Source organism: Mycolicibacterium hodleri, from assembly GCF_025822245.1.
Taxonomy (GTDB): domain Bacteria; phylum Actinomycetota; class Actinomycetes; order Mycobacteriales; family Mycobacteriaceae; genus Mycobacterium; species Mycobacterium hodleri.
The window spans coordinates 181,392-202,883 of sequence record NZ_JACKTL010000043.1 but is presented as its reverse complement, the minus strand read 5'-3'; the positions used below and the strand labels follow the sequence as shown (position 1 = coordinate 202,883).

Annotated in this window: 22 protein-coding genes; 8 read left to right on the top strand and 14 right to left on the bottom strand. The window is 69.2% G+C overall.

Features of this window, described 5'->3' with window-relative positions; genetic code table 11:
- Nucleotides 1–135: 135 nt before the first annotated feature.
- The 4 genes from H7J06_RS19335 to H7J06_RS19320 all read right to left on the bottom strand — a co-directional run bounded on the left by H7J06_RS19335 (nt 136) and on the right by H7J06_RS19320 (nt 2,881).
- Nucleotides 136–720, bottom strand: coding sequence for a hypothetical protein (locus tag H7J06_RS19335; RefSeq protein WP_264040647.1), 585 nt, complete (start codon nt 718–720; stop codon nt 136–138).
- A gap of 85 nt (nt 721–805) precedes the next feature.
- Nucleotides 806–1,183: an Hsp15 family ribosome-associated heat shock protein gene (locus tag H7J06_RS19330; RefSeq protein ID WP_264040646.1), complete on the bottom strand. Its 378-nt coding sequence runs from the start codon at nt 1,181–1,183 to the stop codon at nt 806–808.
- On the bottom strand, nt 1,180–1,899 hold the full coding sequence (locus H7J06_RS19325; RefSeq protein ID WP_264040865.1) for an MBL fold metallo-hydrolase: 720 nt from the start codon (nt 1,897–1,899) through the stop codon (nt 1,180–1,182). The genes H7J06_RS19330 and H7J06_RS19325 overlap by 4 nt, the downstream gene beginning before the upstream one ends.
- 4 nt (nt 1,900–1,903) lie before the next feature.
- Nucleotides 1,904–2,881, bottom strand: a complete 978-nt coding sequence (locus H7J06_RS19320; protein ID WP_264040645.1) for a GlxA family transcriptional regulator — start codon at nt 2,879–2,881, stop codon at nt 1,904–1,906.
- A 70-nt stretch (nt 2,882–2,951) separates the two neighbouring features.
- Between H7J06_RS19320 and H7J06_RS19315 the strand changes: the two genes are divergently transcribed.
- Nucleotides 2,952–3,113: a hypothetical protein gene (locus H7J06_RS19315; protein ID WP_264040643.1), complete on the top strand. Its 162-nt coding sequence runs from the start codon at nt 2,952–2,954 to the stop codon at nt 3,111–3,113.
- Here H7J06_RS19315 and H7J06_RS19310 read toward each other — a convergent pair.
- From H7J06_RS19310 to ddaH, 4 genes are all read right to left on the bottom strand, one after another.
- Nucleotides 3,092–4,114 (bottom strand): 1-aminocyclopropane-1-carboxylate deaminase, encoded by a 1,023-nt coding sequence (locus tag H7J06_RS19310; RefSeq protein ID WP_264040642.1) that lies wholly within the window; start codon nt 4,112–4,114, stop codon nt 3,092–3,094. The two genes, H7J06_RS19315 and H7J06_RS19310, sit on opposite strands and share 22 nt — an antisense overlap.
- Nucleotides 4,115–4,227: 113 nt before the next feature.
- Nucleotides 4,228–5,247: an LmeA family phospholipid-binding protein gene (locus H7J06_RS19305; RefSeq protein WP_264040641.1), complete on the bottom strand. Its 1,020-nt coding sequence runs from the start codon at nt 5,245–5,247 to the stop codon at nt 4,228–4,230.
- Nucleotides 5,248–5,278: 31 nt separating this feature from the next.
- Complete coding sequence (locus H7J06_RS19300) at nt 5,279–6,439, bottom strand: metallophosphoesterase (protein WP_264040640.1); 1,161 nt, start codon at nt 6,437–6,439, stop codon at nt 5,279–5,281.
- 16 nt (nt 6,440–6,455) lie between these two features.
- Nucleotides 6,456–7,220, bottom strand: coding sequence for a dimethylargininase (gene ddaH / locus H7J06_RS19295; protein ID WP_264040639.1), 765 nt, complete (start codon nt 7,218–7,220; stop codon nt 6,456–6,458).
- A 143-nt stretch (nt 7,221–7,363) separates the two neighbouring features.
- On the opposite strand from ddaH, the gene H7J06_RS19290 reads away from it, so the two are divergent.
- A complete protein-coding gene (locus H7J06_RS19290; RefSeq protein WP_264040638.1) occupies nt 7,364–7,675 on the top strand; it encodes a hypothetical protein in 312 nt (103 codons plus the stop codon).
- Between the two features lie 12 nt (nt 7,676–7,687).
- On the opposite strand, the gene H7J06_RS19285 is transcribed toward H7J06_RS19290, so the two are convergent.
- Genes H7J06_RS19285 through H7J06_RS19270 form a run of 4 tightly spaced genes read right to left on the bottom strand, consistent with a single transcriptional unit; the run spans nt 7,688 to nt 11,714 of the window.
- Nucleotides 7,688–9,055, bottom strand: coding sequence for an LLM class flavin-dependent oxidoreductase (locus H7J06_RS19285; protein ID WP_264040864.1), 1,368 nt, complete (start codon nt 9,053–9,055; stop codon nt 7,688–7,690).
- Nucleotides 9,056–9,090: 35 nt separating this feature from the next.
- Nucleotides 9,091–9,987, bottom strand: coding sequence for a MetQ/NlpA family ABC transporter substrate-binding protein (locus H7J06_RS19280; protein WP_264040636.1), 897 nt, complete (start codon nt 9,985–9,987; stop codon nt 9,091–9,093).
- Between the two features lie 39 nt (nt 9,988–10,026).
- On the bottom strand, nt 10,027–10,710 hold the full coding sequence (locus H7J06_RS19275; RefSeq protein WP_264040635.1) for a methionine ABC transporter permease: 684 nt from the start codon (nt 10,708–10,710) through the stop codon (nt 10,027–10,029).
- Nucleotides 10,707–11,714 carry a methionine ABC transporter ATP-binding protein gene (locus tag H7J06_RS19270; RefSeq protein WP_264040634.1) on the bottom strand — a complete coding sequence of 336 codons (1,008 nt, stop codon included), beginning with the start codon at nt 11,712–11,714 and terminating at the stop codon, nt 10,707–10,709. Before H7J06_RS19270 ends, H7J06_RS19275 begins: the two co-directional genes overlap by 4 nt.
- Before the next feature lie 294 nt (nt 11,715–12,008).
- On the opposite strand from H7J06_RS19270, the gene H7J06_RS19265 reads away from it, so the two are divergent.
- The 6 genes from H7J06_RS19265 (at nt 12,009) to H7J06_RS19240 (ending at nt 18,535) form a co-directional block, all read left to right on the top strand.
- Nucleotides 12,009–12,314 (top strand): hypothetical protein, encoded by a 306-nt coding sequence (locus tag H7J06_RS19265; RefSeq protein WP_264040633.1) that lies wholly within the window; start codon nt 12,009–12,011, stop codon nt 12,312–12,314.
- Between the two features lie 73 nt (nt 12,315–12,387).
- Nucleotides 12,388–13,839 (top strand): LLM class flavin-dependent oxidoreductase, encoded by a 1,452-nt coding sequence (locus H7J06_RS19260; protein WP_264040632.1) that lies wholly within the window; start codon nt 12,388–12,390, stop codon nt 13,837–13,839.
- A 10-nt stretch (nt 13,840–13,849) separates the two neighbouring features.
- Entirely contained in the window at nt 13,850–15,019 is a 1,170-nt protein-coding gene (locus tag H7J06_RS19255; RefSeq protein ID WP_264040631.1) for an LLM class flavin-dependent oxidoreductase, read from the top strand.
- Entirely contained in the window at nt 15,016–16,239 is a 1,224-nt protein-coding gene (locus H7J06_RS19250; RefSeq protein ID WP_264040629.1) for an SfnB family sulfur acquisition oxidoreductase, read from the top strand. Before H7J06_RS19255 ends, H7J06_RS19250 begins: the two co-directional genes overlap by 4 nt.
- Nucleotides 16,240–16,364: 125 nt before the next feature.
- Nucleotides 16,365–17,903 carry a methyltransferase regulatory domain-containing protein gene (locus H7J06_RS19245; RefSeq protein WP_264040628.1) on the top strand — a complete coding sequence of 513 codons (1,539 nt, stop codon included), beginning with the start codon at nt 16,365–16,367 and terminating at the stop codon, nt 17,901–17,903.
- A gap of 50 nt (nt 17,904–17,953) precedes the next feature.
- Nucleotides 17,954–18,535 carry a YdcF family protein gene (locus tag H7J06_RS19240; RefSeq protein ID WP_264040627.1) on the top strand — a complete coding sequence of 194 codons (582 nt, stop codon included), beginning with the start codon at nt 17,954–17,956 and terminating at the stop codon, nt 18,533–18,535.
- Between the two features lie 3 nt (nt 18,536–18,538).
- On the opposite strand, the gene H7J06_RS19235 is transcribed toward H7J06_RS19240, so the two are convergent.
- Both H7J06_RS19235 and H7J06_RS19230 read right to left on the bottom strand, forming a co-directional pair.
- Nucleotides 18,539–20,371 carry a fatty acyl-AMP ligase gene (locus H7J06_RS19235; RefSeq protein ID WP_264040626.1) on the bottom strand — a complete coding sequence of 611 codons (1,833 nt, stop codon included), beginning with the start codon at nt 20,369–20,371 and terminating at the stop codon, nt 18,539–18,541.
- 74 nt (nt 20,372–20,445) lie between these two features.
- A complete protein-coding gene (locus tag H7J06_RS19230; protein WP_264040625.1) occupies nt 20,446–21,465 on the bottom strand; it encodes an NADP-dependent oxidoreductase in 1,020 nt (339 codons plus the stop codon).
- Between the last annotated feature and the right edge of the window lie 27 nt (nt 21,466–21,492).

The window sequence follows — 21,492 nt, the reverse complement described above, 5'->3', positions numbered from 1 at the left end:
CACCCGGGAAGAACTCGAAGAGGGCAAGCGCCGTGCGTGCCATTGGCCGGGATGCACGCACCGCACGACCACCGGGTGACCACGCCGGTGCCTCCCCGGAGCGTCTCGCCGCTCGGGTCGGCGTGGAGCTAGCCGTCAGCCCGGAGGGGCGGGCACGATCGTCGGTGGCGCCGCGGGGTCGGCCGGCGCCGGTGGTGGCGCGTCGAACCCGGGGGGCGGGGGGCCGTTGAGCGGGTAGTAGCCGGGCGGCAGGGCCGGTCCACCGGTGTTCGGGGCGGCCTGCACGGGGGCAGTATCGGACTCGGGGAAGTTCAGCGACTTGAAGCCGGGCGGCAGCGGCGGCGGCGGACCCGCCCCGGGCGGAGGGGCCGCGCCGACCGGCATTCCGTCGGGCGAATCCCCCACGCCGTAGGGGTCCTTCGCCTGGTGCCAGGCGTCCCTGATGAAGCCCAGCGGACCCGATCCCGAACCGTACTGCTGGTTGGCGATCTCGGGCACGACGGGCGCGCCGACGGGCGGCGGCGCAGGCGGAGCGTCTCCGCCCGCCACCATCTGCTGGTCCGGCGCGGGCGCGCCGGGAACTGCCGGTACCGGCGTCACGGGCACGTCCGGATCAGCGGCGGCCTGACCGGCCATGCCGAGCGCGCCCCCGGCGAGGAACACCCCTGCGCAGGCGATCTTGGCGGCGTTGACGGCCGTGATGCGACGTCGTTCAGTCATGTAACCGGGTGTCCTCTCTGCTGACGCCCGGCCATCGTCGCATATATCGGCCCCGAGCGACCCGACATCGAGGCTCCGATCGGGTTCAGCCGTGGCTGGCGCGCCACTTGTCCAGGAGCCGCCGATCCCGCTTGGTCGGGCGGCCGGCGCCCCGATCGCGCAGGGCCACCGGGATGGCGACCGTCGTCGGCGGCTTGGGTGTGCGGTCGAGGAAGCACGTCACGGCGTCGGCGGCACCCACCCGCTTCTGGATGACGCGCACCACCTCGACGATGCGCGTCGTGTCGCCCACCCGGGCCTGCACCCGATCGCCGGGCACCACCGTCGTCGACGGTTTGGCGGGTCGGTCGTTGATACGCACGTGCCCTCCGCGGCACGCCGCGGCGGCGTCGGGGCGGGTCTTCGTCAGCCGGACGGCCCACAACCAGCGGTCGACCCGGGCCGACTCGACCGGGGCCGTCACGGGGTGCCACCGGTGTGGTGCCGGTGCAACCAGTCGCGCTGTCTCCGCACGAAGCCAGCATCCACCATTGCGCCGTGGCCCGGCACGTACACCGCGTCCTCCCCGCCCAGTTCCGTCAACCGATCCAGGGTGCGCGGCCACGAGGCCACGTCGGATTGGTCGGTGATCGACGGGTCGCCCGACTCCTCGACGAGGTCGCCGCAGAAGACCACGACGCGCTGATCCGGCGCGATCGGTGGAACGACGACCACCAGGTCGTGATCGGTGTGCCCCACCCCGGGATGCCTGACCTGGACCACCCGGTCGCCCAGGTCCAGGTCGACGTCGAGCACCCGGTGCTCGGGTGTCCGAACGGCAGCGATCGCGAGATCCAGTTCGGCGGGGTCCGCGCCGTACTCGGCGGCGTGGGCGCGCACGCCGTCGAGCCCGGTGCTGAGGGCCGCCGTCACCGCCGGGGCGCCGTAGAGCTCGGCACCGGGAAAGCCAGCCGAGCCCAGGACGTGGTCGAAGTGGTCGTGGGTCATGACCAGGTGGGTGACGGCACCCCCGCCGAGGACCTCGACGTCGGCGGCGACGGCCGCGGCCTCGCGCAGCGTCGTCCCACAGTCGACCAGCAGTGTCGCCCGACTGCCCCGGACCAGCCCCACCGTGACGTCGAGGAATGGCAACCGGCACCGGTGCACGCCCTCGGCCGGCGTCTCCCAGACGTAGTTCAGCGCCTCAGGCACCGAGCACCCGCCCGGTGAAGCAGCTGCGGTACTCGCTGGGCGTGGTGCGCAGGGCACGGACGAAGTGGTGTCGAAAGGTGACGGGCGAGTCGAACCCGACCCGCGCCGCGATCTGTTCGATCGACAGGTCGGAGGACTCCAGCAGCGCCAGGCTCGCCTGGATGCGCTGGGTGATGAGCCACTTGATGGGCGTGGTCCCGGTGGCCTTGGCGAATCTGCGCAGATAGCTGCGCCGTGACAGCGACGACCGGGCCGCCAGCTCGTCGAGCGTGATCGGTGAGTCCAAATGGGCTAGCGCCCAAGCCATTCCGCCGGCGATCTGGCCGTCGGTGGTCGGCTCGGGTACCGGCGACTCGATGTACTGCGCCTGTCCACCGGCCCGGTGCGGTGCGATCACGAGTCGACGCGCCACGTCGTTGGCGACGTGGGCGCCGTGATCGGAGCGCACGATGTGAAGGCACAGGTCCAGGCCGGCCGCGCATCCCGCACTGGTGAGGACGTTGCCGCCGTCGACGTAGAGCGGGGTCGGGTCGACGTCGACGTCGGGGAAGCGCTCCTGCATGAGGTCCACGTAGATCCAGTGCGTGGTGGCCGTCCGGCCGTCGAGCACGCCCGCCTCGGCCAGTGCGAAGGCGCCCGAGCAGATGGACACCAATCGCGAATTGCGTTGATGGGCAGTTCGAATCGCCTCGACGAGCGCGGGCGAGGCGGGCCTGGTGGTGTCTCCGACGCTGGGGATGACGACCGTGTCGGCGGCGGCCAGGTCGGCGAGCCCGAACGACGTCCGCACGGTGGCGCCGCCGAGCATCCGAACCTCCGGCTGCTCGGAGCACAGCTTGACCGAGTACCAGGGCGTCGGGATGCCCGCGCAGAACGCTTCGGACAGGTCGTGCATGCCGAAGATCTCCGCCGCCAGGCCGGATTCGAAGCCCGACATTCCGTCGTAGGCGAGGATGGCCACCGAATGCATGTCACTATCTTAGGCATTAACGGCCTTAGTGCCACTGTGCAATGCACGATTGGGCGACGATCGTGAAAACATGCTCTACAAGAGAACGTCTCGCTCCCAGAGGATCCGCCGCACCCGCACGTTCCGATTGCTGGCCGACGCGCTGGCCGGCGTGCACGCAGCCAACGGCCTCGCCCACGGCGTGCAGCCGCCGGCGAACTCCCGTACCCGCTATCCGAACGAGCCGGCGTAGGCGTTGAGCGCCGGCTGCCCGCCCAGGTGGGCGTAGAGCACGTTGGACTCCCGTGGAATCCTGCCGTCGCGCACCATGTCGACCAGGCCCGCCATCGACTTCCCCTCGTAGACGGGGTCGACGATCATGCCCTCGAGACTGCCGCAGAGTGTGATGGCATCCAGCGTCGACTGCACCGGAATGCCGTAGAGATCACCGGCCCAGCCCTCGAGGACGGTGATCTCGTCGTCGCGCAGATCGCGCCCTAGACCGATCAGTTCCGCGGTGTGGCGGGCGATGCGGGCGACCTGCGCGCGCGTCTTCTCCAGGGTCGCGGAGGCGTCGACGCCAAGGACGGTGCGCGGGCGATCCTGACCGGCGAACCCGGCGATCATCCCGGCGTGGGTGGAGCCCGTCACCGTGCAGACCACGATCGTGTCGAAGAAGACGCCCAGCTCGGCTTCCTGACGCTGAACCTCGTAGGCCCAGTTGGCGAAGCCGAGTCCGCCGAGCGGATGCTCGGATGCGCCGGCCGGGATCGGGTACGGCGTGCCGCCGGCCTCGGCGACCTCGCGCAGCGCGTCCTCCCAGGACGAGCGGATGCCGATGTCGAATCCGGACGGGTCGAGCCGGACGTCGGCTCCCATGATGCGGGACAACAGGATGTTGCCCACCGTCTCGTCCAACCGCGTGTCGCCCCACGCGTCCGGCCAGTCGACCCACTTCTCTTGCACCAGAACGGCTTTGAGGCCGAGCCTGGCGGCGACGGCGGCGACCTGGCGGGTGTGGTTGCTCTGATGGCCGCCGATGGACACCAACGTGTCGGCGCCAGAGGCGAGAACGTCCGGAACGATGTACTCGAGCTTGCGGGTCTTGTTGCCGCCGTACGCCAAACCGGAGTTGCAGTCCTCCCTCTTGGCCCAGATTCGTGCACCGCCGAGGTGGGCGGTCAGCCGGTCGAGCGGGTGGATCGGGCTGGGCCCGAACGTGAGCGGATACCTCTCGAAGTCCTCGATGGACATTCTGCCTGCTTCCCTTGGCTCGTCGCACTGTGCGAAACGCAATATATCGCACGCGTAGCCGTACGTCGTTCCCGTACCGATCCGGGATCACGCCAACGGGACTGATGCTGCCGTCACAGCCGAGCGAAGCACGGGTCCGCGTCGTCCTGGGGAATCGACGCGTTCTGCGTCGAGAACGTGCCCACCACCCCCGTCGGCGTGACCTCGACGCCGTCGGCGTGGATGCCGAGCGGGTACTGGGCATTCAGCTTCGCGGTCAGCCCGTCGAGCGCGGTCTGGACGGTGTCCTTGGCGAGCGGGCCCGAGACGTCGACCACCTGCAGGGCAAGGTCCCCGTCGTTCACCACGGGTTTGGCCATCACCTCGACGTTGCCCGCCTCCAGGATGAGGGTGCCCGCCGCCGGGTCCGTCCTCACACCCGTGACCAGGCTTCCCACACCCGGGAGGTTGGCGGCGACCGTGTCCTTGATGCCCGAGGCCGTCCACGTCAACGTCGCGTGCAAGGAGCCGATGGTCCCCTTCGAATCCGACGAGCCCTGCAACCGCACGTCCGACACCGACACCTCGGCCTTCATGCCCTTGGCGTCCTGCACGTTGTCGCCGTCGGTGACCACCGAGATGTTGGTGTAGTGCCCGGTGACGTGCTGCCACAGGAACGGCGGGTTGACGCCGAACGACACACTGGCACCATCCCTGACCACGCACTGGGCCACCTCGACCAGGATGGCGTCCACACGGTGCCGGGCGTACAACTCTCCCCCGGCCAGCCCTCCGACCAGGACGGCCACCACGATGATTGCCAGCAGTGTCAGCGACAACGGATCGCGCAGCCAGGAGCGGCGGGGCTTCTTCGGCGCAGGTGGTGGGGTGTCCTGGGCGCCGACCGGCGGCGGCTCGAGGGGCCGCTGCGGAACGCGGATCCGCTCGGTCGGCACGGCGTCGACGGGTGGCCTCGGGGGCGGCGGGCGAAGCCGCTCGGTGGGCGCCGCATCGGTGGGGCGTTGCGGCGGCCGGAACCGTTGCGTCGGCGGTTCGGGTCGCGGGGGGCCGGGAGTCCGCCGCGGCGGTGCGTCCCGGCGAGCGGGTTCACCGCGCTCACCCGGTCGACGGGGACCCTGCGGCGGTGTCGTCACGCCTCCGATTCTGCCTTAGCCGCTCGTGGCGTCAGCCCAGTTGCTCCAGCGAGATCACGCTGATGTCCGGTGGCGCGCCGACGCGCACCGGCGGGCCCCAGAACCCGGCTCCCCGGGACACGTACAGCTGGGTGTCGCCGACGGCGGACAACCCGGCCAGCGACGGCTGCACCGCGCGGACGGCGTAGTGGAACGGCCACATCTGGCCACCGTGGGTGTGCCCGGACAGCTGCAGGTCGACACCGCGCTTGGCGGCTGCGCTCACCTGCACCGGCTGATGGGCCAGCAGCACCGTCGGCCGGGCCGGGTTTCGGCCGCTCAGCGCCTTGTCGAAGTCCGGCGGGTCCGCGCGCGACGCGCCCGCGACGTCGTTGACGCCGGCCAGGTCGAACGCCGCACCGCCACGCCGGATCACCGTGTTCTCGTTGCGCAGCGGCTGCACGCCAAGCCTCTCGAGCTCCCGCAGCCATGACGCCGGATCGTCGACGAAGTACTCGTGGTTCCCGGTGACGAAGAACGCGCCCTCGCGAGAATGCAAGTCGCGCAACGGTTCCGCGGCCGGACCTAGCTCCGCCACCGTGCCGTCCACCAGGTCGCCGACGATCGCCACCAGGTCCGGCGACGTCTCGTTGATCATCCTGACGATGCGCTCGGTGTGGGCGCGGCCCGCCAGCGGACCCAGGTGGATGTCGGACACCACGGCGATCCGGAAGCCGCTCAGCGCCGGGTCGAGCCGGCGCAGCCGCACCGGGACGTGCAGGACGTTCGGCGGACCCAGCGCCGTCGCGGCGCCAACTCCGACCACTCCGACCGAGACGGCACCCGCCGCCACGGCACTGGCCCGGGCCAGAAAGAGCCGCCGGTTCACCGCGTCCGGCTCGGCCCGTGGCGGCACCTCCGGGGCCGGTCGCCGCCGGATCCGTCGTCGCAGGACCCACCGCACCGGCTCCAGCACGAGCAACACCAGGAACAGGTACGCGACGAGGGCGAACCAGAGGTAGCCCGGCCAGGCGATCTCGGGGGGAACGACACCCCGCAGGGCCAGCGTCGCAATCAGCACGACGGCCAGAGCGACGACGATTCCCGACAGAATCCAGCGGGCGCGGCCGGGACGGGTGGTGTCCTTGACCAACCGCGTCCAGACGAAGAAGTGCATCGCCGCCAGAACCCCGCCGAGGACCAGGAGGAACATCAGACGACCGTCATGGTCAGCGGACCCGCACGCTCAGGCAGGTCACGCAGCCCTCCAGCTTCTCGTACTCCGAGACGTCCACCCGTTCCAGCCGGTAACCACGGGCGGCGAACAGCCTGGCCGTCTCGGGTGCCGCGGAACTCATCAGCAGCAGGTCGTCGTCGAGGATCACCACGTGCGCGCCAGGTTCCTCCGGCACCGCCAGGAACGACGGGAACACGCCGGGGTCGTCGACGACGGGTGCATATCCGATGATCGTGCCGTCGGGGAGCGCGGTGACCGCGCTCTTGAGGTGCAACGCCTTGGTCAGGGGCACCGCGGTCACCGTGTAGCCGTGCGGTGCGAGGATCCGCGCCAACTGCTCGACGGCGGGGGCCGTCGTGGTGCCGCTGAGCCCGACGTACACCTGGGAACCCACCTTGAGGACGTCACCGCCGTCGAGGGTTCCCTCGGTGATCGCCGTCGACTCGAGGCCAAGACCGTCGAGCGTCTGGCGCACCGCCGCCGTCTCCGGGTTGCGGGTGGGCTGACGCGGATTGGTGACCACCGCGAGGTCTCCGAACATCACGACGACGTCCTCGACGAAGACGCAGTCGGGCATGGCGTCGTCGCCGTCGATCACCACGGTCGGCCATCCGCTGCGCTCCAGTGCGGCCACGTAGCCGTCCCATTGTCTCTTGGCGAGCTCCAGGTCGACGGGGCGACGCTCGATGAAGGTGACGATGCCGTCGGCCAGGGTTTCCGCTGGTCGACGAACGAGCGCGAAGGGGCGGTCCGGCATCCCGACATCGTAGGTGAGCCTCGAGCTGGTCAGCGGTGACCGACCACGGCCGCCGCGCACCTAGGCGAGCCTGGCCGCACGGGCACCACGCGGGAGGGGGGCAGGCTAAGCTACACCGAGTCGGGCTTACCGTTTGGAGCAAAATGATCAACGTCAGACGCGGAATCTGGGTTTTCGGCTGCGCCGCCGCGTTCGTTGCCGCGCCCCTGGTCGCCGCCTCCCCGGCTGCTGCCAAGGACTGCCCGTACGGCACCGTGCCCACCAAGTTCGACGGGGTGTGCGTGCAAGGTCAAGCGGGCGGCTTCGGCGCTCCCGGCGTCGTCGTTCCGCCGCAGGCATCCGCGCCCGGCGCCACCGTGGACCAGAACTTCAACGGCTACGGCTCCGTGAACGGCATCCCATGCACGCCGGGCAACGTCGGCAAGTGCATCGCGCTGCAGCAGAGTCAGGGCTGAGCGTCAGGTAGGTCAGCCGACGGCGACGGACTCGTCGACGCCGTTGAGCAGGTCGTCGTCGAAGGCACCGCGGTATGCGGCAGCTGGATGACTGTCGGGTAAGCGGTCACCTCGCCCAAATAGCTTCTGGCGCAACGTGCCCGACTTGTCCGTGGACAGCAGGCCGCGTTCTCGCAGCGTGGGGAACAGTCGGTCCGCCACCTCGCGAAACGATCCAGGGACAGTGGCGTGATAGACGTTGACGCCGTTCACTCCCGCTTCTCGCCACTCCTCCAGATGGTCGGCGATCTCCTCCGGCGTACCGACGACTCGGTTCGCGCCCTCCATGACCCACGCCATGTGGCGAATGGTCGGCTCGTCGCTGCCGGAGACCTCGGACGCCCAGCGAATGAAGCTCTTCACCCCGGTGAATTCCCCCAGTTGGCTGATCGGCGTGTCCAGCGGCAGGCTTCCCGCGTCGATGCCGGCATCGCCCAGCGCGTGCAGCGCGATGCCCTCCAGGTCGAGGTATCTCTTGAGCTCGTCGTTGCGTCGAACGGCCTCGGCGTGGGTGTCGCCGATGACGAACGACAACCCCTGCGCGAAGGTGACGTCCTCGGGATCGCGACCGTTCTGGGCAGCCAGCGCGCGCGTCTCGGTGGTCAGCCTGAAGGCGTCGGCCGGACTCGGACTGCTGATGTAGACGCCCTCTGCGTTGCGGGCGGAGAACAGCTGCCCTGCTGGCGATGAGCCCGCCTGAAAGAGCACGGGTGTGCGCTGCGGCGAGGGTGCCACGAAGTGCGGGCCCTCGACCGAGTAGCGATCTCCGACGTGGTTGATCCGGTGGATCTTCGAGGGGTCGGCATGGATGCCGGCAGCCTTGTCCTGCACCAGCCCGTCGTCGTCCCAGGAGCCTTCCCACAGCTTGTAGGCGACGTCGACGTACTCGTAGGCCCACCGGTAGCGCTCGTCGTGGTTCAGCGTGCCGTCGTGGCCGAAACTGCGAAACACGTTGGCGTTGAAGCTCGTCACGATGTTCCAGCCGAGGCGCCCCTCGGTGTAGTGGTCGAGCGACGACATCCGCCTGGCGAAGTTGAAGGGGTGGTCCTGGACGATCGAACTGGTGAAGACGATGCCCAGGTTCTCCGTCACCGCCGCCAACGCCGAGGCCAGCACCGACGGGTCGTTGACCGGGATTTGAATCCCACCTTCGACGGCCTTGCGCCAGTTGCCATTCCACGGTGCCCGCAGTCCGAAGACGTCCGCGAAGAAGATGAGGTCGTAACCGGCCTCGTCGAGCTCGGCGGCCAGTGAGGTCCAGTGCCGCAACGAATTGAACTCGTGATTCCGGGCCTCCGGGGCCCGCCACAGTCCGTGCAGCACGTGCGACGCGGTGTTCATCACGAACGCCGAGTAGTACAGCGGCTTCTTAGCGCTCACGAGATCGGGCCGAGTGTGTTGCGGATCAACTCGTTGTCGGTGGTCTTCAGGAACTCGGCGATCTTCGGGTCCTTGAAGGTGGCGATCAACTTCTGCACGTTCGGGTCGTCGAGGTGCTTGTCGCTGACGACCAGGCCGCCCTCGCTGCCCTTCGGCGCCGGTTCACGGGCGATGATCTGGTTCTCCCGCAAGCCGGCGGCGTAGACGTCGGAGATGTGCACCACGATGACGTCGACGTCGGCGAGACTGCGCGCGAGCTGCCCGATCGGCACCTGGACGAACTGGTAGTTCTTCGGGTTCGTCTGGACGTCCGACAGCTGCGGAAGGCCCTCGATCGTGTCCTTGCCCGGCTTCAACGTGATCTGCTTGTCGTGGGCCAGGTCGAGCAGGGCGATGGCCTGTCCGGCCGGATCGTCGCGCAAGGCGATCTTGGCCCCGTTGGGTACCTGCTCCCAGCTGCGGTACTTGTCCGAATAGGAGGCCTGGTCCCAGGTGAACGTCGGCGCGGCGAGCGTCAGGTGAAACCCGTTGGCGGCGACGGCGTCGTTGAGGAACGGTTGATGCTCGAAGAAGTTGCCTGCCACCGTGCCGGCGTCGACGGCACGGTTGATCTCGATCAGGTTGTCGATCTTCGTCGGCTCGATGGTGATGCCGTGCGCAGGCGCGACCTCGTCGGTGATGAACTTCAGCAGGTTCTCGGCGGCGATGTCGGTGCTCCACGTCGCGACCTTGAGATTGGTGCCAAACGGCTTGTCCTCGTTGGCGGACGTGGCGTAGACGATGCCGCCCACGACGGCGACGACGAGCACCACGGCACCGGCGATCCATGGCCAGCGGCTCTTCTTCTTGAGCTCGATGTCCGAGTCGGCGGGCGAGCTGATCTGATCGGTCACGGGTGTTCCTTCGTAGTGGGTGTCGGTGTGGCGGAGGGGTTAACGCGTCAGGGCCTTGACGAGGCGGTCGCCCGCGAACTGGACGGCCTGGACGGTGATGATCAGGGTGATCACGGTGGCGATCATGATGTTGTGGTCGAAACGGTTGTAGCCGTAGGTAATCGCCAGGTTTCCCACCCCGCCGGCACCGATCGAACCGGCTATCGCCGAATACTCGATCATGGCGATGAGATTCACCGTCAACGCGCCGCCGAGCGCGGGCAAGGCCTCGGACAACTGGACCGTGCGAATCAGCTGCACGTGCGTGCCACCGGAGACCTGACCCATGTCGGTGACGTCGGATCGCACGTCCCGCAGGGCATTCTGGACGAGGCGAGCGAAGAATGGCACGCCCGCGACCGTCATGGGCACGATCGCCGCGGCGATGCCGATCGTGGTGCCCACGACGAAACGCGTGAAGGGGATGATGGCCGTCATCAGAATCAGGAACGGCAACGAACGGCCGACGTTGACGATCGTGTTGAGGACCCTGAAGATTCGAGGGTCGGGAAAGAGCCCGAAATCCGACGTGTTGTGCAAGGCGATCCCCACGGGAGTGCCGATCAGCAGCACCAGAACCATGGTGACGCCCACCATCAACCAGGTCTGCCCGTAGGCGGGCAGGAGCAGATCGGGCACATTGGCCCAGGGAGTGCTGAAGTCCTCCCCCGCGGCGAGGATCATGCCGCCGTCTCCGCGGTCTCGGCCTTGGGGCTGGCCGCGGTCACGTGCAGTCCACGGTCTTGCAGGTAGCGCGCGAATCCTGCTGGCGCAGAGGGCGAGACGGCCAGAAGCGCACGTCCGACGGCCACCCCTCGGATGGCCTCCACGCTTGCGCTGAGCACGTCGACCCGTGATTCGGAGATCCCGGGCACCGCGTGGATCGAGGTGAGCCAATCCAACGGCACGTCACGTGAGGCATAGGAGACCTCCCAAATCTCCCCGGAGCCGTGGAACGGAACACTGGGTCGGTCCGGCAGCAGTTCCCGCGCCAGCGAGGAGGTGGGGTCGAGAATGACGTCGTCGACCGCTCCGCTCTCGATGATGCGACCGGCGTCGATCCGGGCGACCGAGTCGGCGACCTCGCGGACGACCTCCATCTCGTGGGTGATCAGGATGATCGAGAGGCCGAACTCGTCGCGAAGGTGGCTGAGGAGGGCCAGGATTGACTTCGTGGTGTTGGGGTCCAATCCCGACGTGGCCTCGTCGGACAGCAGATACGACGGGCCGAGGGCGAGTGCACGCGCGATCCCGACCCGTTGCCGTTGGCCGCCGGACAGCTGCGCCGGGCGATCGTTGCGCCGATCGCCGAGGCCGACCCGGTCGAGCAATTGGGCTACCCGCTTCTCGACGGAGGCATCGGTGGCTCCCAGGTACTCCAGCGGGAGCGCAATGTTCTGGGCGACCGTCCGGCGGCGCAACAGCGGGGCCGTCTGGAAGATGACGCCGACGCTGCGGCGTGCAGCGAGCAACTCGGAACCCTCGAGTCTGGTGAAGTCCTTGCCGTCGACCCGCACGGAGCCGCTGGTTGGTCGTTCCAGGAAACTCACGCAGCGGGACAGCGTCGTCTTGCCGGCACCGCTGGGGCCGACGACCGCCAGTATCTCGCCACTGGCCACGGACAGCGAAATGTCGTCGAGGACAGTGCGATCCCCGAACCGCTTGGTCAGGTTCTCGATCTCGATCATGTTGGCTCACTTCACGTCGGCGGGAGGGGCGACGCTGGATCGTGGCAACGACTGCAACCCGTCGGTGCGCAGCGTTCTACGCCGCCAGCGCCGCAGAACAGTGAACCTACGGAGGACTGCGAAGGCCGCACAGATTAGGGATCGGCCTGAATCAAAGGGCGGCCTGGGCGCGGCCGGCAATTAACCGATGCTGATGCCATCCACAGCTGGTGCTTAACATGGCTAACTACCGTGACAGGTGTGTTGCCGGGTGGAACATTCCGCTCGGCGCCGAACCCGGAAGGACTGAAATCGATGAAGTCTACGAAGATCGTCGCCGGAATTGCGATGGCGGGCGGACTCGCCGCCGCCGCCCTGGGAGTCAGTGGCGGGGTGGCCAACGCCGCCCCCGGCCTCAACGGGGCGCCCATACCCGCACGGTGGGGCCCGCCTCCCCCACCCGCACCGTGGGGTCCGCAGCCCCCGCCGGCCTGGGGTCCCGGTCCCGTCGGCTGGGGACCCCCGCCACCGCCGCCCTACCAGGACGGTCCCATCCCCGGCGGCTGGAACGGCGGCTGGGAGCCGAACGGCGGGATCTGCCTCGGCCCGTTCTGCGTCTAGCGCCGGCGCGCCCTTCGAATCGCCCTGACGCAAAGCAGTGACGTCGACGGCTCTGCGCGCCAAACTCGTGCCAGTGACCCGACCGATCCGTTTCAACGCGTTCGACATGAACTGCGTCGCCCATCAGTCGCCCGGCCTCTGGAGGCACCCGCAGGACAGATCCTCGGAGTACAAGGACCTGTCCTACTGGGCCGACCTCGCTCGGCTCCTCGAGCGAGGTCGGTTCGACGGGCTGTTCATCGCCGACGTGCTCGGTACCTACGACGTGTACGGCGCCAGCGACGAAGCGGCCATCCGACAGGCCGCCCAGGTACCGGTCAACGACCCCCTCTTGCTGGTGTCGGCGATGGCCCTGGTCACCGAGCACCTCGGCTTCGGCATCACCACCGGAACGGGATTCGAGCACCCATATCCGTTCGCGCGGCGGGTGTCGACGCTCGACCACCTCACCAAGGGCCGGGTCGGCTGGAACGTCGTCACCGGATACCTGCCCTCGGCGGCCCGCAACATGGGACAGCTCGACCAGCCCGCCCACGATGCGCGCTACGACCACGCCGACGAGTACCTGGAAGTCCTCTACAAGCTGTGGGAGGGGTCCTGGGAGGACGACGCCGTCATCCGCGATCGCGAGCGCGGCGTTTTCACCGATCCCGACAAGGTGCACCACATCGGCCATGCCGGAACGCACTTCACCGTGCCCGGCATCCACCTCTCCGAGCCGTCCCCGCAGCGGACGCCCGTCCTGTTCCAGGCCGGCGCCTCGCCGCGCGGGGTGCGGTTCGCCGCCGAGAACGCCGAGGCCATCTTCACTGCGGCACCGACGAAGGCGATCCTCCGCGAGACGGTGACGACGATTCGCCGGGAACTCGAGCTCGCGGGCCGAGACCCCTACGCGGCGAAGATCTTCAACCTGTCGACCGTCATCACCGCCGAGACCGACGAGGAGGCTCGGGCCAAGCACGCCGAGTACCTCTCCTACGGCGACCCCGAGGGCGCCCTGGTGTTCATGTCCGGCTGGATGGGCGTGAACCTGGCGAGCTACGGGCTCGACGAGCCGATCGGCAACGTCGACTCCAACGCCATCCTCTCGGCGGTGAAGGCCTTCCAGTCGGCCGATCCGGACGGCGGCGAGTGGGCGGTCCGCGACATCGCCGACTGGGGCAAGATCGGCGGCATCGGGCCGCTGATCGTGGGGTCGGGCGAACGCGTCGCCGACGTGTTGCAGGAATGGGTCGCCGAGACCGACGTCGACGGCTTCAACCTCGCCTACGCGATCACGCCGGGAACCTTCGCCGACTTCGTCGACCACGTGGTGCCGGTGTTGACTGCCCGCGGCGCCTACCAATCGGAGTATGCCCCGGGTACGTTGCGCAACAAGCTGTTTGGTCGCGGCGACCGCCTGCCCGACGAGCATCGTGGGTCCCGGTACCGGGTGGGCGGGCCGTCGTCGACGATAATCGAACGACCGTCCACCCAGCCCTCATCATCGTCGTCGACGGCCTCGCAGCCGACGGCCAGCCGCTAGGAGTGTCGCCATGACCGTCAAGCTTCACTGGTTCCTGCCCACCTATGGCGACAGCCGACTGATCGTCGGCGGCGGCCACGGCACCCCCGCCGGATCGGCCCACAGCGACCGGGACGCGTCGATCGACTACCTCGGGTCGATCGTGCGGGCCGCCGAGTCGTTCGGGTTCACCGGCGCGCTCATCCCGACCGGCGCGTGGTGTGAGGACGCCTTCATCACCGCCGCCCTGCTAGCCCGGGAGACCACCTCGCTGGCCTTCCTGGTCGCGTTCCGTCCCGGCCTCGTCAGCCCCACCCTCTCGGCGCAGATGGCGGCCACGTTCGCCAGGCACGCCCCCGGCCGACTGCTGCTCAACGTCGTCGTGGGCGGTGAAGCCCACGAGCAGCGGTCGTTCGGGGACTACCTCGACAAGGACGCACGCTATGAGCGGTGCGACGAGTTCCTCGAGGTGGTGCGACGGCTGTGGGCAGGCGAGACCGTGACCCTGGACGGCCAGCACATCCAGGTGGAGGACGCGGCACTGGCACTACCGCCAAATCCTGTGCCACCGTTGTACTTCGGTGGCAGCTCGAAGGCCGCGGGGCCGGTGGCCGCCAAGCATGCCGACGTCTACCTGACCTGGGGAGAGCCGCCGGAAGCGGTCCGCGACAAGATCGAGTGGATCCGCAAGGAGGCCGCCGACGAGGGCCGCACGGTGCGCTTCGGCATTCGGCTGCACACGATCTCGCGGGACACCGCCGACGAGGCGTGGGCGCAGGCCGGCAAGTTCGTCGACGCCCTCGACGAGGAGACGGTACGCAACGCCCAAGCCGGGCTGAGCCGCAGCCAGTCCGAGGGACAGAAGCGCATGCTCGCCCTGCACGAAGCCAACCGCGCCAACGGTTCCTGGAACGACGCCCGCAGCCTGGAGATCGCGCCCAACCTGTGGGCCGGCGTCGGCCTGGTCCGCGGCGGAGCGGGCACCGCACTGGTGGGCAGCCACACCGACGTCGCCGATCGCATTGCCGAATACGCCGAGATCGGCATCGACGAGTTCATCTTCTCGGGCTACCCGCACCTGGAGGAGCTCTACTGGTTCGGCGAGGGAGTGGTGCCGGTGCTGCGCGAACGTGGGCTGTTCGACGCCGGACGGGTCGACGCGACACCCACCTCGGTTCCCTTCCTGGGCACCGCGCGGTGAGCGCACCCGCTGCCGCGGCGGCGGTCGTCGTCACCGCCGCCGACGCGGTGGCGGTCGCGCACCGGCTGTCGAACGAGTTCGCCGCCGAGGCCAGTGCTCGCGACGCCGACCGAACGCTGCCGCACGCCCAGGTGCAGACGCTCAAGGAATCCGGGCTGCTGACGTTGTCGGTGCCTGCCGAGTTCGGCGGCGTGGAGGCACCCTACGAGGTGGTGACCGAGGTGTTCCGGGCGATCGCCCACGCCGACCCGTCACTGGCGCAGATTCCACACTCGCACTACACGTTTCTCGAAGCCATCCGCCTCAAGGGCACGGCGGCCCAGAAGGCGTTCTTCTACGACGTCGTCCTCGGCGGTGGCCTGCTCGCCAACGCCCAGTCCGAGCGCGGCCCGCATCCGATCGACGTCGACGCCACCACGCTCACCGAGACCGAGTCCGGGGACTACGTGCTGGCCGGTCGCAAGTTCTACTCCACCGGCGCGCTGTTCGCCGACTGGGTGATCGTCCGGGCGTCCGTCGTGGACGGGCCCGGTGAGGCACCGACGTCGAGTACGCCCAAGGCCCTGGCCTTCGTGCCCCGCGACGCGCCCGGTCTGCAGATCGTCGACGACTGGGACGGCATGGGCCAGCGCACCACCGCGTCGGGCACCGTCACCCTCGACGACGTGGCGGTACCGGCCGAACACGTCGTGCCCTTCTCCCCCATCTTCTCCGAACCGACCACCTACGGCGCTCAGGCGCAGGTGCTGCACGCCGCGATCGACGTCGGCATCGCCACCGGCGCGTTGGAGGAAGGCCTTCGGCAAGCGGCCAAGGCCCGGCCCCACTTCGAGGCCCGGGTGGACGACGCCGCGGAGGACCCCACCGTGATCCAGCTGGCCGGGGAACTGGTCGTGACCGTGCGAGGTGCCCGGGCGTTGCTCGCCGAGGCGGCCCGCGAAGTCGACGCCGCCCGAGCCAATCCCACCGCGGAGACGACCGCCGCGGCCTCGATCGCCGTCGCCGTCGCCAAGGTCGCGGCGGTGCGCGCGTCACTGGACGCGTCTGCGGCCCTGTTCGACCTCGGCGGCACCCGCAGCGCGTCAGCGAGCGGCAACCTGTCGCGTTACTGGCGCGACGCCCGCACCCACACCCTGCACGATCCGGTGCGATGGAAGATCCAGCACGTTGGCCGCCATGCGCTGTCGGGCACCCCGCCGCCGCGACACGGACAGATCTGAGCGCCCGTCGGCGGTGGCGTTCGTCAGCTGTGGTCGAATGGTGAGCACCACCATGGACGACGCGAACGATCAAGGGACGGAAGTTGATTCAGCCGGGCGGCCCGACCCATACCAGTAGTGACGCAATGGACGCCTTGCGTTTGGACTACGACAACACGCCGTACACCTCGAATTCATTCTCGCAGTCCGCGCCGGGACGGATGGCGGCCACCGCGCACCTGTTCGGGCTGTCGCCTCCGGAGGTCTCGCGGGCCCGCGTGCTGGAACTCGGCTGCGCCGCCGGCGGGAACCTCATTCCCTTCGCATCCGCCCATCCGGCCGCCCGCGTCGTCGGCGTCGACCTGTCGCAGGTACAGATCGACCAGGGACGTTCGCACGTCCGGGAGCTCGGCCTGGACAACCTCGAACTCGTCGCGGGCGACCTGGCACAGCTGGATCTCCCGTCGTTGGGAGAGTTCGACTTCGTGATCGCCCACGGGCTCTACAGCTGGGTACCGCCGGAAATCCGCGACGCCCTGCTGGCGACGATCCGCGCCGTGCTGGCACCCGACGGCGTGGCCTACGTCAGCTACAACACCTATCCGGGCTGGAAGGCCAAGGAGACGCTGCGCGACGCGATGATGCTCGCCAGCGGCGCGAGCTCCACCCCGCAGCAGAAGGCCGGCGACGCGCGCGACATGGTCGACTTCCTGGCCGCGGCCGCCCCCGCCGACAGCGTGCTGGCCGCGGTGGTGGCCGTGGCCAAGGACCACGCCCTCGGCTTCGCCGACTCCTACCTGCTGCATGACGAACTCGCCACCTTCAACGCGCCCTGCTACTTCTACGAGATGGTGGGTCACGCTGGGGCACACGGGCTTTCGTATCTTGCCGAGGCGCACGTGGAGACGGTGTTCCCGACCAACTTCGGGCCAACGGTCGCCGAGTACCTTCAGGCCAAGTGCGGTGGCGTCCAGGTGCTCGTCGAGCAGTACCTGGACTTCGCGATCAACCGCATGTTCCGCGAATCGCTGCTGGTGCATGCCGACGCCGCGGCGCGCATTCGGCATCAGCCGGACAGCGGGCGGATCCAGGGGTTGCACGTGGCCGCCTGGGTACCGCCCGCCGCGGAGCCGACCTCGATCGACCACGTCCGGCAGGAGTTCGTGGTGTCGGATGCCACGCTGTTCACCAACGATCCCGGCGTCAAGGCCGCCATGGACGCCCTCAGCGCGCGGTGGCCCTGGACGCTGTCCCGGGCGGAACTGTACGACGCGGTGCACGCGCGGTTGGTGTCGGCGGGACTGACTCCCGGTGAGCGACTCGCCCGGACCCTCGACGATCTGATGGGCGTGCTGATCATGCAGGGCGCGGCCAGTTTTCGGCTCGACCCGATCGTGCCGGACGCGGTCGACCCCGAGCGGCTGCGGTTGGACCCTGCTGCCCGACGGATGGCTGCCATCACGCGCGCACCGGACGGTACGGCGAGGACGTTCAACGCGTGGCACGAAACGCACGAACTGACGCCGGTGGACGCCCTGCTGGTGCCGCTGCTCGACGGCACCCTTGACCGTGAGGCCCTGCTGGCGCTGATCGAAGGAGTGGACGAGGACCCGGCCACGCTGGCCACGCAGGTCGACACCCTCCCGCAGCGCCTGGCCGAGATGAAATTGGTCCGCCTGCCCTGACTCACGGCAGTAACATGGGGCCCATTCGTCACACCAGTCGCGGAGGACCCATGCGGAGTCGAGGGATGCGCGCGATCACCGCCGTCGCGGCTGCCCTTGCCGTCGTGCTCGCCGGTGTGACCTCTCCACCCTCGCGGGCGGCACCGCCGGCACCGGCGGTGAAGGACTTCTCGAAGCCGGCCGTCGTCATCCTCGGATACGGCCTCAACCCCAACGGGACCATGCGCACGATTCTGCGTCGGCGGGTGCTGACCGGCCTTGCCGTCGCGCAGTTCTTCCCGCAGTCGCCCGTGATCGTCACCGGGGGAAATCCGCAGAACGGCAACACCGAGGCCGGCCAGATGCGAAAGATGCTGCTGCTGCTGGGGATTCCCGACAACCGAATCATCGTCGAGGACAAGGCCAACAGTACCGTCCAGAACGCCCAGTTCTCGGTGCCGTTGGCCAAACAGGCAGGCACGTCGGGCATCATCCTGGTGACGTCGACGACCCACCAGGGCCGTGCCGACGGTGACTTCGTCGACGCCGGCGCCAACCTGCTGGCCACCGTGAGCTATCCCGACGGTGACCCGGGGCTCAACGTCGTGCAGTTCGCGCGGGACGCCCTGAGCCCCTTCGTCGGCCTCGGATAGCGGTCAGTCCCAGGAGCCCTCGAGGTACTGAGCCCGACAGGCGCGCCGCGCCAGCTTGCCGCTGGTGGTACGAGGGATGGCCCCGGCCGGCAGGATCCGGACGTCGTGCACCGCCAGCCCGTGCCGAAGCGCGACCAAGGAACCGATCGCCTCGACCGCCGCCGTCGAATCGGCCCGGTTGGTACGCGGCGCACGTTCGGCGACGACCACGAGACGCTCACCGCCGTCCCCCGGCACCGTGAAGGCCGTCACGTAGCCGCGGCGCACCGTCGCCGACGCGTCGGCGACGGTCGCCTCGACGTCCTGCGGATAGAAGTCTAGCCCGTCGACCACGATCCGATCGGCGATCCGGCCGGTGACGTACAGCTCACCGTCGAGATGGAACCCGAGGTCACCGGTGCGCAGCCAGCTGGCCCCGCTCGGCACCCCCGCGGCGTGACTCCCCGTGTCCAGCCGGGACGCCAGCGTCGCCCCGAACGTCCGCCGGGTCTCCTCGGGAAGGCCCCAGTAACCGCGGCCGATGTTGTTGCCGTGCAACCACATCTCTCCGACCCGGCCGTCGGGTAACTCGGCACCGGAGGCGGGGTCGACGACGGCGGCCCACAGACTGCGCGCGACCTGACCGGACGACACGTGTGCCACTGCGCCCGGGGCGTCCGCCTCGACCCGAACCGCGTGACCCGTGGCGAGCTGGCCGCGGTCGAAGTACGCCACCGACGCCGTCGCGGCAGGGTCGGTGGTCGCGACGAACAGGGTGGCCTCGGCGATACCGTAGGAGGGCTTGATGGCGGTCGCAGGCAGGCCGTAGGGGGCGAAGGCCGCGTTGAACGCGTCGATCGCGTCGATGCTCACCGGTTCGGAGCCGATGATCATCACGACGTTGCGCAGGTCCACGTCCTCACCTGCGTCGGGCACCCCTCGCTGCGCCGTCCACTCGTAGGCGAAGTTGGGTGCGGCCGTCACCACCCGCCCCCGGCTCGACCCGTCGGACAGGGCCCGGATCCAGCGCTGCGGCCGACGGACGAACGCCGTCGGCGACAGCAGCGTGGAGTGCCCGCCGTAGACGGCGGGGAAGCCGATCATCGACAATCCCATGTCGTGGTAGAGCGGTAACCAGCTGACGCCGTGGGTGTTTCGATCGAGCAAGTCGATCGACAGGATCATCTGGATCAGGTTGGTGCCGACGGCCCGGTGGGTGACCTCCACGCCGACGGGTGGCCGGGTCGAACCCGAGGTGTACTGCAGGTGCGACACGTCGTCGACGCCCACCTCGACGGCGGTGAACTCGCCGGCCATGTCGTCGGGAATGCAATCGAGGACCGCGACCCGCGGGCGCAGCTCCGGAGGGAGCGTGTCGAGGAAGGCCTCCACCGCGTCGAGCACCGCCTCGGTGACGAGGACGAGGGCGGGCCGGGAGTCGCGAAGCGCGGTGTCGAGACGTTCGGCGTGTCCGGGGAGCTCCGGTGCGAAGAGCGGCACCGCGATGGTGCCCGCCTTGATGGCGGCGAAGAACCCGGCGACGTAGTCGAGGCCCTGCGGTGCGAGGATCGCCACCCGATCGTCGCGGGAGACCAGCCGTTGCACCTGTGCGCCGATGGCGCGGATCCGCACACCCAGCTGGGCCCAGGTCATCTCGACCGCGTGGCCCGCGTCGCTGCGGGTGTAATCCAGGTAGCGGTAGGCCACCTCGTCGGGCACGAACGTGACGTTGCGGTCGATCAGTGACGACAGCGTGACGCCGGGCGGCAGTCTCACCCCACCGTCGGCGTCGAGACAGTCCTCGATGCGCAGCAGCCCGGTGGGGACGGCGAGGTCTCGACCGGAACCGACTGCCATACCGGCATTCTATGCGGCGCAAGGGAATGCGGGCCGGCTCCCTCGTGCCCTCGAGCCCGGGTGGGCTGCCCACCTCAGACTCGAGTGGGCTCACCCACCTTGACGAGCATCTTGCCGACGTTCGCCCCGGTGAACAAACCGTTCAGGGCGTCCACGCACGACTCGATGCCGTCGGAGACGGTCTCGCGGTGCACCAGCAGGCCTTGCTGCTCCCATCGCCGCAACGCGGCGAAGGCCTCGTCGAACCGGCCCCATTCGTCGAGCGCGTTGAACCCCTGCATGGTCGCCGTCTTGGCCAGGATGTTCACGTAGTTGGCCGGCCCGGGATGCTCACCGGTCAGATAGCTGGAGATGACGCCGCACAGCACGACCCTGGCCTTGGGCGCCAAGCGTCCCAGGACGGCGTCGAGGATCGGCCCGCCGACGTTGTCGAAGTAGACGTTCACCCCGCGCGGGCACTTCTCCCTCAGTGCGGCGGGCACGTTGCCCGCGCGGTAGTCGACGCAGTCGTCGAACCCGAAGTCCTCGACGACCGCGCGGCACTTGTCCGGGCCACCGGCGATGCCGACGACGCGCGCGCCGGCGATCTTGGCGATCTGGCCGGCCACCGAACCCGTGGCGCCCGCGGCCGCCGAGACCACGACCGTCTCCCCCGGCGCCGGGCGCCCGATGTCGTTCATGCCGAAGTACGCGGTGGCTCCCGTCGGCCCGTAGATCGACATCACCGCGAGCTGGTCGACCTCGTCGGTCACCGGCGTGCAGAACACGTCGTCGCGCACGATGGCGTACTCCTGAAACCCGCACAGGGTGGTCACCACGTCCCCCACGGCGTAGGCCTCGCAGCGCGACTCCACCACCTCACCGATTCCGGCGGCCCGGACGACCTCGCCGAGTTGGACCGGGGGCAGATAGCCGGGCTGGTCGTTGAGCCAGGTCCGGGCGGCCGCGTCGATGCCGACGTAGGTCACCCGGACGAGCGCCTCGCCGTCGGCGGGTCGCGGTGCCGGGGTCACCACCAATTCGGTGTCAGCGGGGTCGACCAGACCCTGGGGCCGGCGACGCAACACGATCTGGCGGTTCGTCAGGTCGGACACCAGACGAAACTACCCAACAGTCGCCGC

Bases quoted from the DNA above. Each gene is read 5' to 3' on its own strand.
- ddaH (WP_264040639.1), bottom strand. From the start codon at position 7,220: ATGCCGGACCGCCCCTTCGCGCTCGTTCGTCGACCAGCGGAAACCCTG.
- H7J06_RS19275 (WP_264040635.1), bottom strand. From the start codon at position 10,710: ATGATCCTCGCCGCGGGGGAGGACTTCAGCACTCCCTGGGCCAATGTG.
- H7J06_RS19300 (WP_264040640.1), bottom strand. From the start codon at position 6,439: ATGTTCCTCCTGGTCCTCGGCGGGGTTCTGGCGGCGATGCACTTCTTC.
- H7J06_RS19270 (WP_264040634.1), bottom strand. From the start codon at position 11,714: ATGATCGAGATCGAGAACCTGACCAAGCGGTTCGGGGATCGCACTGTC.
- H7J06_RS19235 (WP_264040626.1), bottom strand. From the start codon at position 20,371: ATGGCAGTCGGTTCCGGTCGAGACCTCGCCGTCCCCACCGGGCTGCTG.
- H7J06_RS19320 (WP_264040645.1), bottom strand. From the start codon at position 2,881: ATGCATTCGGTGGCCATCCTCGCCTACGACGGAATGTCGGGCTTCGAA.
- H7J06_RS19285 (WP_264040864.1), bottom strand. From the start codon at position 9,055: ATGAACACCGCGTCGCACGTGCTGCACGGACTGTGGCGGGCCCCGGAG.
- H7J06_RS19245 (WP_264040628.1), top strand. From the start codon at position 16,365: ATGGACGCCTTGCGTTTGGACTACGACAACACGCCGTACACCTCGAAT.
- H7J06_RS19335 (WP_264040647.1), bottom strand. From the start codon at position 720: ATGACTGAACGACGTCGCATCACGGCCGTCAACGCCGCCAAGATCGCC.
- H7J06_RS19265 (WP_264040633.1), top strand. From the start codon at position 12,009: ATGAAGTCTACGAAGATCGTCGCCGGAATTGCGATGGCGGGCGGACTC.
- H7J06_RS19290 (WP_264040638.1), top strand. From the start codon at position 7,364: ATGATCAACGTCAGACGCGGAATCTGGGTTTTCGGCTGCGCCGCCGCG.
- H7J06_RS19240 (WP_264040627.1), top strand. From the start codon at position 17,954: ATGCGGAGTCGAGGGATGCGCGCGATCACCGCCGTCGCGGCTGCCCTT.
- H7J06_RS19310 (WP_264040642.1), bottom strand. From the start codon at position 4,114: ATGTCCATCGAGGACTTCGAGAGGTATCCGCTCACGTTCGGGCCCAGC.
- H7J06_RS19255 (WP_264040631.1), top strand. From the start codon at position 13,850: ATGACCGTCAAGCTTCACTGGTTCCTGCCCACCTATGGCGACAGCCGA.
- H7J06_RS19315 (WP_264040643.1), top strand. From the start codon at position 2,952: ATGCTCTACAAGAGAACGTCTCGCTCCCAGAGGATCCGCCGCACCCGC.